Below are 12875 nucleotides of genomic sequence, written 5' to 3' on the forward strand. Positions count from 1 at the left end.
ATTTAAGCGAAGAGCTGCCCGGAAACTACGCGGGCAGCGCCATCAGTTCGCCCATGCGCACCGGACCCAGCACAGAGGGCGTATCCGCCCAGCGGATCTGGTTGGGGCCGAACAGCACGATGGCGGTGGAGCCCAGCTTGAAGCGGCCCATTTCCGCGCCTTTGGCCAGATGGATCGGGGCGCGCGCCGCGTCATCGTAGCGGGTGGCTTTGACACGCCGCTTGTGCGGCGTGACCAGGCCGGCCCACACCGTCTCGATGGAGGCGACGATCATCGCGCCCACCAGCACCACCGCCATCGGGCCGTGCTCGGTGTCGAAGATGCACACCACGCGCTCGTTGCGCGCGAACAGGCGCGGCACGTTGCGGGCGGTCAGCGGATTGACTGAGAACAGGCGGCCAGGCACGTGGACCATTTCGCGCAGGGTGCCTGCGACCGGCATGTGCACGCGGTGGTAATCCTTGGGCGACAGATAGATGGTGGCGAATTCGCCGCCCTGGAACGGGGCTGCGCGCTCGGTGTCGCCGCCCAGCAGGTCGGCCAGGCCGTAGCTGTGGCCCTTGGCCTGGAAGATCCGGCCATGTTCGATCGCGCCCATCTGGCTGATGGCGCCGTCGGCGGGACACACCACCGAGCCCGGCTCGTCGTCCAGCGGCCGCGCGTCTTCCTTCAATGCCCGCGTGAAGAAGTCGTTGAAGCAATCGTAGGCCAGCGGGTCTTCCTGCAGCGCTTCGCGCATGTCCACGCCATAGCGGCGGACGAAGCGCGAGATCATCCAGTTCTTGACCGCGGGTTCCCGGCAGTCGGACGCGTACCCGAAGAGCCGCGACACCAGATGGTGAGGGGCGAGATACTGGCTGGCGAGGAATAGTTGGTCTTTGATCGGCATCTAGGAGCGCTGAGAAATTACCCCGCGGCCGGCCGCGGCATGGGCCGGCCCGCAGTGGGCCCGCCTTCAAGCCCGGGACTGGCCGCGTCAAAAAACGTCGTCCCGCGTTGCAGCGGGACGACGTGGTGATGAGCAGAGGGGTGAATTCTACCGCTTTCAGGCGCACTTCAGGCATATGAATGCGTGCCTGCGACGCCAGGCGCAAGCGCGCGGCATTGCTGGCACGCCAGCCCCTACAGCTCCAGCACGATGCGCTTGCCCTGGGCGCGGGAGCAGCAGGCCATCATGCGGTTGCCGGCCTCGCGCTCGGCGCGGGTCAGCACCACGTCGCGGTGATCGACCGCGCCGCCCAGCACGCGCACCTCGCAGGAGCCGCAGAGTCCTTCCTCGCAGTCGCTCTGCACGTCGATATTGGCGCCGCGCAGCGCGCTCAGCAGGGTCTGGTCGGCAGGCACCTGCACGACGATGCCGGAGTCCTTCAACTCGGCCTCGAAGGCATGTTCCTTGGACGGGTCCAGCGTGGCGAGCGTGGAATGGAAGTGCTCCACGCGCAGACTGTCCTCGGGCCAGGCGGCGCAGGCGACCTGCAGGGCATCCAGCATGCGCTCCGGACCGCAGGCGTAGATCTGGACGCCGGCCTCGGGGCGGGACAGCAGGGCGCCGAAGTCGTTGCGGCTGCCTTCGTCGCTGACGTGCAGATGCAGGCGCGCGCCGTGCAGTTGCTGCAGTTCGTCCAGCATGGCCATGCTGGCGCGCGAGCGGCCGCTGTAGTGCAGTTCGTAATCCTGGCCCAGTTCGCGCGCGCGGCGCGCCATGGCGCTGATGGGCGTGATGCCTATGCCGCCGGCGATGAGGATCAGGCGTTTGGCGCTGTCGTCCATGCGGAAATGGTTGCGCGGGCCACGTGCGCGCACGCTGCTGCCCGCGCGCAGGTGCTGGTGGATCCAGGCGGAACCGCCGCGGCCCGCGGTTTCCTTGAGCACGGCGATCTCCAGTGCATGCGCGGCGGCCGGATCGCCGCAGAGCGAATATTGGCGCGACAGGCCGGTGTCGCCGCATTCGAGGTCGATGTGCGAGCCGGGCGTCCAGCGCGGCAGCGGCTTGCCATCGGGCGATTCGAGCCGGATGCGCGCGATGCCGTCGGCCGCGGCCGTGACCTCGGTCACGACCAGCTTGCGGCTGATGGCGTGGGTGGAAGGCTCGCCGATGCGAACCGGCTGCACCTGATCCAGCAGGGCGGCGTCGCGGCGCTCGGGGTTGTCGGCCGGATTCCATTCCACCCACAGATGTTCCGGGCCGCGGAACGAGGTGTTCGGCACGTAGGTGAACTGCTGTTCGGCCAGGCGCATGTGCGGCAGGCGGCGCGTCAGCTCTTCCAGGAAGATCTGCATCTCCATGCGCGCCAGGTTCTTGCCCATGCATTGGTGCGCGCCATAGCCGAAGGTCAGCTGGTCGCTGGCGTTGTCGCGGCGGATGTCGAAGAAATCGGCGTCGGCGAAATGGCGCTCGTCGTGGTTGGCCGACGACGACACGATCAGGAGTTTGGCGCCCGCGGGAATCGCCACGCCGGCGATCTCGGTGTCGCGCGTGGCCAGGCGACGCCAGGCCGCGACCGAGCCGTTGTGGCGCAGGCATTCCTCGACCGCGTTGGGCAGCAGGCCGGGGTCCTCGCACAGTTCGCGCCAGGCGTCGGGGTGCTGCAGCAGCAGCTTGATGGCATTGGCCGAGGCGTTGGCGGTGGTCTCATGCGCCGCGACGATGCCCGCCATCATCATCGAGTGCAGGTAGGAGTCGGTGACGACCTCGGGATGGTCCTTCTGCTTGCGGATGCCGTACTGCATCCAGCCCGGGGCGTCGGGATCCTGGCGCATCTTGTCCAGGATCTTGCCCGCCAACTGCCAGAAGTTCCCCACCGCATGCGCCACTTCCACCTGTTCTTCCGGCTTGGGCCGGCCCCAGGTGTTGACGGTGTGCGCGATGGAGTACTTGCGCAGCAGATCCATGTCTTCCTCGGGTACGCCCAGGAAGTGCAGGGCAACCGTCAAGGGCACTTCCCACAGCATCTGGTCGACCAGGTCGGCGCGGCCGTCGTTGATGAAGCGGTCCACGTATTCGCGCGTCAGGCGCCGCACCATGGGTTCGTGGTGCTTGAGCTCGTCCGGCGTGAACGGGTCCATCAGCACGCGGCGGCGCGGCATGTGGGCCGGCTCGTCCTCGTTGACCAGGGTGCGGTTCATCGCGTAGCCGTAGCTGGCCAGCACGGCGTTGGCCTCGGGGCCAGTGGGCGTGATCTTTTCCAGCGCGATCGAGGGGCTGTAGGTGTGGTTGTCGCGGAACACGGCCTTGATGTCGTCGTAGCGGGTGACCACCCAATAGCCCAGCTTGGGGCTGTAGAACACGGGTTCCTGTTCGCGCGCCCAGCGCACGTACTCGGGCGGATCCTGCTGATAGCCGTCGCCAAAAGGATCGAATTCCGCGGCGCGAGGGCTGACCGGACAGGCCTGGGCGCGCGCCAGCGCGGCGTGGTCTATCGGACAGCCGCCGGTATTGGCGGGCGCGGTGGTTGCAGGGGTGGTTGGGTGGCCCATGTCGTCGCTCCGGATTACAATTGCGTAAATCATATACGCATTGCGTAATTATTCAATTGGGGTAATCTCCGGGCTGCATCCGCAGCCGCTAGGCAGATCCCTTATCGCGCCATGACCCCGCGCCCATGACCCAGACTCCCGAACCTTCCTCCGTGCCCGTTCAGACTACCGACGCGCCCCGTCCGCGTGAACGGCGCCAGCGCGTGCAGGCCGCCGAAACCGGCATGGCGGTGCTGAAGGGGCTGGGTCGGCTGGGCGGCCGCGCCAGCCTGACGCTGCTGGCGGCGCACGTGGACGAAAGCCCCGCCAAGGTGCACCGCTACCTGGTCAGCCTGATGGAAGCAGGGCTGGTGGCGCAGGATGCCGCCACTCAACAGTACTGCCTGGGACTGGAAGCGATGCTGCTGGGCCTGGCCGCGCTGCGCCAGGCCGATCCCATCCGCCTGGCCGAGCCCAGCCTGGTGCGCCTGCGCGAAGGCCTGGAAGTGACCTGCTTCATCGCGGTCATGGGCAACAAGGGGCCGACCATCGTGCGTTTCGAGGAACCGGGCCTGCCGGTGACGGTCAACGTGCGCATGGGTTCGGTGCTGTCCATGCTCTGGTCCGCCACCGGACGGGTGTTCCTCGCCATGCAGGACGATGCGCGGGTGCGGGCGCTTGCCGAGGCCGAATTGACGCGCGCGCCTGCCGACATGCGGGCGCTGCTGGACGCCGCCGACCCGATCGGCCGCCTGCGCCGCCAGGTGCTGGCCGAGGGCTGCGCCACGGTGCGCGACACTAATTTGAAGGGCATCAGCGCGGTGTCGGCGCCGCTGCTGGACCACAACGGCCGGCCTTGCGCCGCGCTGACCGCGCTGGGCGCGACGGGCGGATTCGACGCCTCGGCGGACGGCCCGATCGCGCAGGCGGTACGGCGCGAAGCCGAAGCGGCTAGCGTGCTGCTGGGTTATCAGGCGCCCGGGCCCGGCGCGGCCTGATTCGTGTTTTCCGGCAAGCCGCGCAGCCACGCCATTGCCGCCTGCACCACCGGCATGCCGGCCGTGTTGCGGTTGACCACGGCGCCGATGGCGCCGAAGTTGGCGTCCAGCCGCAGCGGCAGCACGGCCACGCTGCCCTGGCGTTCGCAGTAGCGCGCAATTGCCTGGGGCAGGGCCGCCAGGCGGTCGTCCTGGGCCAGCAGGGCGAGGGTGGCCAGCAGCGAATTGGATTGGATGCTGGAATCTGGCGGGCGCGATCCGGCATGCACGAAAGCCTCGTCCAGGCGCTCGCGCATCATGGTGGCTTCCAGCGGCAGTACCCAGGGCCAGCGCGCCAGTTCGACGGCCTCCAGTGCCTGGCTTGCGGCCAGCGGATGGCCGGGGCGCGCCACCACCAGGATAGGTTCTTCGTGCAGGCGGATCACCTCGCAGTCCGCGGGCAGCAGGCGGCTGCCCAGGCGGCCCAGCACGATGTCCAGCTCGTCGCGCGCCAGCCTGTCCATGAGTTCGCCAAGCGCGCCTTCCACCAGTTTCACTTCCAGCCGCGGCGCCAGGCCCAGCAGATGCGCGATCAACTGCGGCGCGAGCCGGGGCGCGGCCGAGGGCAGGGTGCCCAGGCGCAGCAGGCTGGCGCCGCGTTCTTCGGCGGCCCGCAATTCGGCCGCCACGCGCTGGGCCGCGCCCAGGCTGTGCCGGGCGTGGCGGATCATAACCATTCCGGCATTTGTCGGCAGGGTACCCTGGGTTCCGCGCTCGAATAGCGCGTAGCCCACCTGTTCCTCCAGCTGCGCCAGCGCCTTGGACGCGGCGGGCTGGGACATGTGCAGGCGCTCGGCCGCACGTCCCAGGTGGCGTTCGTCGTCGAGCGCGACCAACAGTTCGGCATGACGCCGCTTGAGATGGGCGCCGGTGCGCTCTGACATGGCGATTCATATTCAAATGGTTATGAATCGTTCAGTTTATTTCATTTCACGCCGGCACCGGGCGCTAGGCATACTTGCCGCTCTACGAGAGACAGGCGTTCCCCAGGCTGGGCCGGGAAGGACGCCGGGATGGAGACGATTCATGAAGAGGTTCTGGATGGCCCTGGCCGCGAGCTGGGCCTGTGGCATTGCGGGTACGGCGGCGGCGGCGGATGCCTACCCGGCGCGGCCCGTGCAGATCGTGGTGCCGTTCTCGCCTGGCGGCGCGGTGGACGTGCTGGCGCGCCAACTGGCGCAGCGCCTGGAGCCTCGCGGCTACACGCTGGTGGTGGAGAACAAGCCGGGCGCGGGCGGCAACATTGCCGCGTCCATGGTGGCGCGCGCCGCGCCCGACGGCTACACGCTGCTGATGGGCACCACCAATACGCACGGCATCAACAGTGCGCTGTATTCCAGCCTGCCGTATGACCCGGTGCGCGATTTCGCGCCGGTCGGCCTGGTGGCGGACAACGTGGTGGTGTTGCTGGCCAATGCCGAGTTTCCGGCATCGACGCTGGCCGATGCCGTCAAACTGATCAAGGCCAATCCCGGCAAGTACACCTATGGCTCGCCCGGCCTGGGCACGGTGCACCAACTGGCGATGGAACAGTTGAAGCACGCTGCCGGCCTGGACGTGGTGCATGCGCCATACAAGGGCGCCGCGCCGGCGATGGCCGACCTGGTCGCGGGCCACGTGCCGCTGATGATAGGCGGCATCGCACCCGCCATTCCGTTCCTCGCGTCCGGCAAGGTCAAGGTGCTGGGCGTGGCCAATACTGAAAAGTACGCGGCGCTGCCCGATGTGCCGCTGTTCTCGGACGTGGCCGCAGGCGTCGCCGTGCGTTCCTGGATCGGCCTGTTCGCGCCCGCCGGCACGCCGCCCGCGGTGGTGAAGAAGCTGAACTCGGATTTGGAGGCCGTGCTGACCGACAGCGCGTTCGCGCAGGCCTTGCAGCCCCTGGGCATGGTGCCGATCTACATGACGCCGCAGGCCTTCGGCGACATGATCAAGCGCGACATGCCGGCCTGGCGCTCCGCCGTGGAGATGTCGGGAGCGAAGCAATGACGTCCGCTGCGAAGCCCGTCAACTTCCTGCTGTTCATTACCGACCAGCACCGCGCCGACCATCTGGGGGCCTATGGCAACCGCGTGGTCCGCACGCCCAACCTGGACCGCCTGGCCGCGTCCGGATGGCGCGCCGACAACATGCACGTGGCCACGCCCATCTGCATGCCGAATCGCGCCAGCCTGATGACCGGCCGCTACCCGTCCGCGCACGGCGCGCGCCACAACGGCATCGCGCTGTCGCTGCGCAGCCGCACCTTCGTCGAAGCCATGCGCGAGGCCGGCTACGGCACCGCGCTGGTCGGCAAGGTCCACTTGCAGAACATGACCGACATTTCGCCTTCCTGGCCGGTGCGCGCTGAAGACAGATTGCCGCGCGAGGCGGTCGAACCGGACGCCGGCCGCTACGACCAGGAGCAGCGCAAGCTGTGGCTGGAACGCGCCGACCACGAGCTGAGCTATCCCTATTATGGTTTCGAGCGCGTGGACCTGGTCGACGATCACAGCGACGACGTGCATGGCCACTACCGGCGCTGGCTGCGCCGCGAGCATCCGGAGATCGAGGCGCTGATCGGCCCCGCGCATGCCATCCCCGCGCCGGAATACGAGCTGACGCGCATCCGCCAGGCTTGGCGCACGCGCGTGCCCGAAGAACTCTATCCCACGGCCTACATCGCCGACCGCAGCATCGAAGCGCTGCGCGGCTATGCGGCATCCGGGCAGCCGTTCTTCCTGCAATGCTCGTTTCCGGATCCGCACCATCCCTTCACGCCGCCAGGGCGGTTCTGGGATCTGCACAAGCCCGAGGACATGGAGCTGCCCGCGTCGTTCCACGGCCAGGGCACGCCGCCGCCGCACGTGGCCTGGCTGCGCGCGCAGCGCGACGCCGGTACGGCGGTCAAGCATACGCCCGCGATCTTTTCGTGCAACGAGCGCGAGGCGCGCGAAGCGCTGGCGCTGAACTATGGGTCGATCGCCAACATCGACAACCAGATCGGCCGGGTACTGGCCGAACTCGATGCGCAGGGGCTGGCCGACAACACCGTGGTGATCTTCACCAGCGACCATGGCGACTACCTGGGCGACCATCAGCTGATGCTGAAGGGGCCGATCCACTACCGCGGCCTGACCCGCGTGCCTTTCATCTGGCGAGACCCGGCTGCGGCGCGGACGGCGGGCGCGGCCAGCGATGCCTTGCTCAGCACCATCGACGTCGCGCCCACGGTGCTGGCGCGCGCCGGCGTGCAGCCCTACAACGGCATTCAGGGGCGCGACATGGCCGGCCTCATCGGCGGACGCGAGGCCGGCGTGCGCGACGCGCTGATGATCGAGGAAGAAGGGCAGCGCGTGATACTCGGCTTCAACAGCCGCATCCGCTGCCGCACGCTGCTGGCCGACGGCTTTCGCGCTACGGTCTACGATGGCGCGCGCTGGGGTGAGCTCTACGATCTGAACCAGGACCCGCACGAGCTGCGCAACCTGTGGGACGATCCGGCGCACGCCGCCGACCGTGCGCGGCTGCTGGAGCGGCTGGCCTACGGCATGCTGGAACACATCGACACCAGCCCCTATCCCAGCGCGCTGGCGTGACGTGGCGCGGGCAGGCCGCCCGCGCCTGGCTTCAAGCGGCCTTGGCGGCCAGCTTGGTCTTGTAGAGCCAGTCCTTGTAGTCGTCCAGGTCGCCGTCGAAGGGGCTGACCTCGCCGTCGGCCACGATGATGAATTCATCGGTGGTGGCGCGCAGCAGATGGCGGTCGTGCGACACCAGCATCAGCGTGCCTTCGAACTGCGCCAGCGCGGTGGTCAGCGCTTCGCGGGTTTCCAGGTCCAGGTGGTTGGTGGGCTCGTCCAGCAGCAGCAGGTTGGGACGCTGCCAGACGATCAGGGCCAGCGCCAGGCGCGCCTTTTCACCACCGGAGAACGGTGCGATGGAACTGGTGGCCATGTTGCCGTTGAAATTGAAGCTGCCCAGGAAGTTGCGCAGCTCCTGCTCGCGCACGGTGGGCGCGATCTTCGTCATGTGCCAAAGCGGCGATTCGTCATGGCGCAGCATCTCCACCTGGTGCTGGGCGAAGTAGCCGATGGACAGCCCCTTGTTGAACTGCGCTTCGCCGGCCAGCGTTGCGAGTTCACCCGCGATGGTCTTGATGAAGGTGGACTTGCCCGCGCCGTTGATGCCCAACAGGCCGATGCGCTGGCCCGCCTGCAGCGAAAAATTGATGCCCGACACGATGATCTTGTCGGACTCGACTTCCGTTTCCTCGTCCGCGATGCGATAGCCGGCGCTGACCGCGTCCATGGTCAAGAGCGGGTTGGGCGCACGCAAGGGCTCGCGGAACTCGAACGAGAACTCGGCCGCCGCGCGCAGCGGCGCGACTTCTTCCATGCGGGCCAACGCCTTGATGCGGCTCTGCGCCTGGCGCGCCTTGCTGGCCTGGGCCTTGAAGCGGTCGATGAAGGATTGCAGGTGCGAGCGCTGGCGCATCTGCTTTTCCAGCATGCCTTGCGCCAGCTCCAGCTGCGCGGCGCGCTGGCGCTCGAAGGACGAGTAGTTGCCCGAATAGCGCTTGAGCTTGCGTTCGTCGATATGGACGATGACGTTGACCACGCCGTCCAGGAAGTCGCGGTCGTGCGAGATGACGATGAGCGTGCCTGGGTAGCGTTTGAGCCAGTCTTCCAGCCAGATGATGGCGTCCAGGTCCAGGTGGTTGGTGGGCTCGTCCAGCAGCAGCAGGTCGGACGGGCACATCAGCGCCTGCGCCAGGTTCAGGCGCATGCGCCAGCCGCCGGAAAAGCTCGTCAGCGGCAGGTGCATCTGCGCCTGCGTGAAGCCCAGGCCGGTCAGCAGCTGTTCGGCGCGCGAATGCACGGTGTAGGCGTCGGCGTCGGCCAGCGCGGCGTAGATGTCGGCCATGCGCAGGCCGTTCTCGGTGCTTTCGGGTTCGGCTTCCAGCTGCGCCAGTTCCGCCTCCAGCTTGCGCAGCGTGACGTCGCCGTCGATGGCGTACTCGATGGCGGGCCGGTCCAGCGCGGGCGTTTCCTGCGCCACATAGGCCATGCGCCAGCTGGCCGGATAGTCCAGGTCGCCCTGGTCCGCGTGCAGCGTGCCGCGCAAGAGACCGAACAGGCTGGACTTGCCGGCGCCATTGGCGCCGATCAGGCCGATCTTGTCGCCGGGGTTGAGCAGCAGGTCGACCTTGTCTAGCAAGGGCTTGACGCCGCGCATGAGTGAAACTTGTTGGAAGCGGATCATGGGTGGTGCAACAGGGGACGCGGCAGGATTCCCGCCGGCCAGGCGCAGAGAAGAAGGTGGGGAAGCAGGGCGCTCGGGCAGCGCGGCAGGCGGACGGAACGGGCGTTCGTTCCGCGTCAAAGGCGGGTATTGTACCGGGCTTGGCGACCCAGGCGCGCGATGCCGCCCGTCAGCGCGAGGCGTACCGGCTGTCCAGCACCCGGCGCAGGCGCACCGCGTCGCCGAAGCGCGAGCCGTTGATGCCCTGCGCGTTGAGCAGCACCATGGCTAGGTTGCGCTTGCCGACCTTGACCGCCATCACCAGGCAATCGCCGGCTTCGCGTGTGGTGCCGGTCTTGGACACAAGGATGTCCCATTGCGGACGGCCCACCAGGATGTTGGTGTTGCGGAAGGTCTGGCCGGCGGCCTGGTAGCTGGTCTCGCCGGTGTATTGCCGCAACAGCGGCTGGGCGGAAATCGCCGCGAGCAACTTGACCAGATCCCTGGCCGAAGACTGGTTTTCGTTGGACAGGCCGCTAGGTTCGGCGAAGCTGGAATCGGTCATGCCCAGCGCGCGGGCCTCGGCGTTCATCGCCGCGACGAAAGCCGCGGTGCCGCCGGTATAGGTGCGTCCCAGCGCCTGCGCGGCGCTGTTTTCGGAAGGGATCAACGCCAGGCGCAGCAGATCGGCGCGGCTCAGTTTGGTGCCGGCCGTCAGGCGCGAGGGCAACTCGCTGGTGGAGCGGGTGTCGCTGGCGTCGATGGTGATGATGTCGTCCATCGGCAGGCCGGCCTTGACCAGCGTCAGCGCCGCCATGAGCTTGGTGATGGAAGCGATGGGCCGCACGGCGTCCTCGTTGCGCGCGAACAGGACTTCGGACGTGTCCATGTCCTGCACCAGGATCGTGCTGGACTTGAGCTTGCCGATTTCCTTGGCCGGGTCGCGCGTGACCAGCGAGGCGTTGGCGGCCGCGTCCGGGTCCAGCGGGTCGGGCTGCGCGCCCCAGCGCTGCACGGCGATGCGCTTGCCGTAGCCATGCAGGCACATCGGCAGGGAAGGCTGGGAATTGCAAGGATGGAAATTGGCAGCCTGGGCGCGCGCCGGCGCCGGCAAGCCCGCCGCCGTGGCGGCCCACAAAGCCGCCACGCAGAATGAGATCGACATTTGCCGCAAGATCAGCGTCACGAGCGCTCCCCGATACGCCGGCCACGCGCCCGGCAGGGCGTTACCAGCAATATGCATTTGAAAGCCGATATTACTGCGGTTGGCGCCGTTGTCACTGGTGCGCGTCTGCGATGGCCTCGGCCAGCGCCAGCACGCGCTCCGCTTCGCGCGCATGCAGGTTTTCCACCAGCGCGCCGTCGACCACGGCCACGCCCAGGCCCGCGGCCTGCGCGGCGCGCCAGGCGTCCAGGCGCTTGCGCGCGGCGGCGAGTTCTTCTGCCGAGGGCGCAAAGGCGGCGTTGGCCGCCGCGATCTGCTTGGGATGGATGAGCGTCTTGCCATCGAAGCCCTGGTCGCGTCCCTGCCTGCAAGCCGCCGCCAGGCCGGTGTCGTCATGCAGGTCCAGGTGCACGCCGTCCAGCGCCGCCAGGCCGTGGGCCCGCGCCGCCATCACCGCCATCGAGCGTGCCAGCAGGGTTTCTTCGCGAGACGGCGTATGCCGCGCGTGCAGATCCTTCACCAGGTCCGAGGTGCCGACGACGATGGCCGCCAGCCGCGGATGGCCGGAGGCGATGGCGTCCAGCCGCAAAAATCCCAAGGGTGTTTCGGCCATGGCCCACAAGGGCAGGCTGGCTGGCGCGCCCGCCGCGTCCAGCGCTCGCGCGAGCGCGTCGAGCTCGGCGGCGGACTGCACCTTGGGCAGCAGCACCGCGTCCGCGCCCGCCTGGGCAATGGCCCTGACGTCGTCCAGGCCCCATGCCGTGTCCAGCGCGTTGATGCGCACCACGCATTCGCGGCGGCCATAGCCGCCAGCGCGCAGGGCCGCGGCGACTTGCTCGCGGGCTTGCGCCTTGGCATCGGGCGCGACGGCATCCTCCAGGTCGAGGATCAGGACATCGGCGTCCAGGCTGCGCGCCTTGTCCAGCGCGCGCGCGTTGGCGCCAGGCATATAGAGTACGGAACGGCGGGGTCGGATGGCAGGAGTCATGGTTTCAGTACTTGGCGTTGCCGACGATCTGCACAGGCGTGGTGCAGACATAGCCCACGCCGTACACCGTGCGTATGCCCATGTCGCCGCCGGCCTGCGCGCGCAGCTTGCGCCGCAGGCGGTGCATGTGGGCGTCCAGCCGGTGGGTATCGTAGGCCTCCACGCTGGCGCCCAGCGCCTCGATCAGGCGGCCGCGCGACAGGGGCAGCGGCGCGGCCTGGATCAGCGCGCCGATCAGCCGGCTTTCGGTATCGGTGATGTCCACGCTGACCTGCTGCGGCGACACCAGCGTGCGCCGGGACGGATCGAAGCGCCAGGCATCGGATTCCGGAGCGTCGGCGTCGCCCGCCGGCACCACCCGCAGGCGGCGCGACAGCGACACCAGCGTGGCGCCGAGCTCGGCCAGGTTGACGGGTTTGGTCAGGTAGTGGTCGGCGCCCAGGCTCAGGCCCGAGACCTTGTCTTCACTCAAGAGGCGGCCGGTGAGCATGATGATGCCCATCGACGGGAAGGATGTCCGCAGGTGCGAGACGCGGGTCAGCGCGTCCCCGTCGGGCAGCATGGCGTCCAGCACGAGGATGCCTGGCGTCACGGTGAGCAACAGTTGGTCCAGCTCCGCGAGCGAGCCGGCGGTGAGGATGCTGCGGTCCAGGCCCAGATCCTCGATGTATTCAGCGATGGTGTCGCGCCAGTCTCCGTGGTCGTCGACGATGATGATGGTCACGGCGATTCCGGCGTCAGCGGTTGCGCGCAGGGAGCTTCGAATGCAAACACGCTGTCCGCTCCTTGTATGTGGGTCTTCTTGTATAGGGGGAGTCCGCTGGCGCGATATTTTTCGTATCGCGCGCTTGCGGAGAATATCATCATCGCCCCTGCGGCGCCGCGTCAAGAATCAAGGATGGCAGCCGGGCGCCGGCCAATTTTCAGCTGGTCAAAAAATGAGCAGCCCGTTGCGCATCGGCCGAACGGCCATCAGCCAGGGGTTCGAGGCTTTTTTATCCACAGAAAT

Annotated in this window: 10 protein-coding genes; 3 read left to right on the top strand and 7 right to left on the bottom strand. The window is 68.0% G+C overall.

Annotated features, from left to right (window positions below; all coding sequences use genetic code 11):
* Positions 1 to 25: 25 nt before the first annotated feature.
* Entirely contained in the window at positions 26 to 889 is an 864-nt protein-coding gene (gene asd, locus IAG39_RS15905; RefSeq protein WP_059375944.1) for an archaetidylserine decarboxylase, read from the bottom strand.
* Positions 890 to 1122: 233 nt separating this feature from the next.
* A complete protein-coding gene (locus IAG39_RS15910; RefSeq protein ID WP_118932455.1) occupies positions 1123 to 3477 on the bottom strand; it encodes a cytochrome P450/oxidoreductase in 2355 nt (784 codons plus the stop codon).
* Positions 3478 to 3602: 125 nt separating this feature from the next.
* Between IAG39_RS15910 and IAG39_RS15915 the strand changes: the two genes are divergently transcribed.
* On the top strand, positions 3603 to 4454 hold the full coding sequence (locus tag IAG39_RS15915; protein WP_059375946.1) for an IclR family transcriptional regulator: 852 nt from the start codon (positions 3603 to 3605) through the stop codon (positions 4452 to 4454).
* Here IAG39_RS15915 and IAG39_RS15920 read toward each other — a convergent pair.
* Complete coding sequence (locus IAG39_RS15920; RefSeq protein WP_118932454.1) at positions 4427 to 5377, bottom strand: LysR substrate-binding domain-containing protein; 951 nt, start codon at positions 5375 to 5377, stop codon at positions 4427 to 4429. The genes IAG39_RS15915 and IAG39_RS15920 overlap by 28 nt on opposite strands.
* 142 nt (positions 5378 to 5519) lie before the next feature.
* Here IAG39_RS15920 and IAG39_RS15925 point away from each other — a divergent pair, with 142 nt between their 5' ends.
* Positions 5520 to 6482 carry a Bug family tripartite tricarboxylate transporter substrate binding protein gene (locus IAG39_RS15925; protein ID WP_118932453.1) on the top strand — a complete coding sequence of 321 codons (963 nt, stop codon included), beginning with the start codon at positions 5520 to 5522 and terminating at the stop codon, positions 6480 to 6482.
* The gene (locus IAG39_RS15930) at positions 6479 to 8071 is read left to right on the top strand and encodes a sulfatase (protein WP_118932452.1); all 1593 of its coding nucleotides are present in this window, start codon (positions 6479 to 6481) and stop codon (positions 8069 to 8071) included. Before IAG39_RS15925 ends, IAG39_RS15930 begins: the two co-directional genes overlap by 4 nt.
* Before the next feature lie 31 nt (positions 8072 to 8102).
* On the opposite strand, the gene IAG39_RS15935 is transcribed toward IAG39_RS15930, so the two are convergent.
* From IAG39_RS15935 to IAG39_RS15950, 4 genes are all read right to left on the bottom strand, one after another.
* Positions 8103 to 9734, bottom strand: coding sequence for an ATP-binding cassette domain-containing protein (locus IAG39_RS15935; protein ID WP_059375957.1), 1632 nt, complete (start codon positions 9732 to 9734; stop codon positions 8103 to 8105).
* A gap of 169 nt (positions 9735 to 9903) precedes the next feature.
* Positions 9904 to 10899, bottom strand: a complete 996-nt coding sequence (locus IAG39_RS15940; RefSeq protein ID WP_118932451.1) for a serine hydrolase — start codon at positions 10897 to 10899, stop codon at positions 9904 to 9906.
* Positions 10900 to 10990: 91 nt separating this feature from the next.
* Positions 10991 to 11866 (bottom strand): HpcH/HpaI aldolase/citrate lyase family protein, encoded by an 876-nt coding sequence (locus IAG39_RS15945; RefSeq protein ID WP_118932450.1) that lies wholly within the window; start codon positions 11864 to 11866, stop codon positions 10991 to 10993.
* Positions 11867 to 11870: 4 nt separating this feature from the next.
* Entirely contained in the window at positions 11871 to 12590 is a 720-nt protein-coding gene (locus IAG39_RS15950; RefSeq protein WP_059375961.1) for a response regulator transcription factor, read from the bottom strand.
* Positions 12591 to 12875 lie beyond the last annotated feature (285 nt).

This window comes from Achromobacter xylosoxidans, assembly GCF_014490035.1.
Taxonomy (GTDB): domain Bacteria; phylum Pseudomonadota; class Gammaproteobacteria; order Burkholderiales; family Burkholderiaceae_B; genus Achromobacter; species Achromobacter bronchisepticus_A.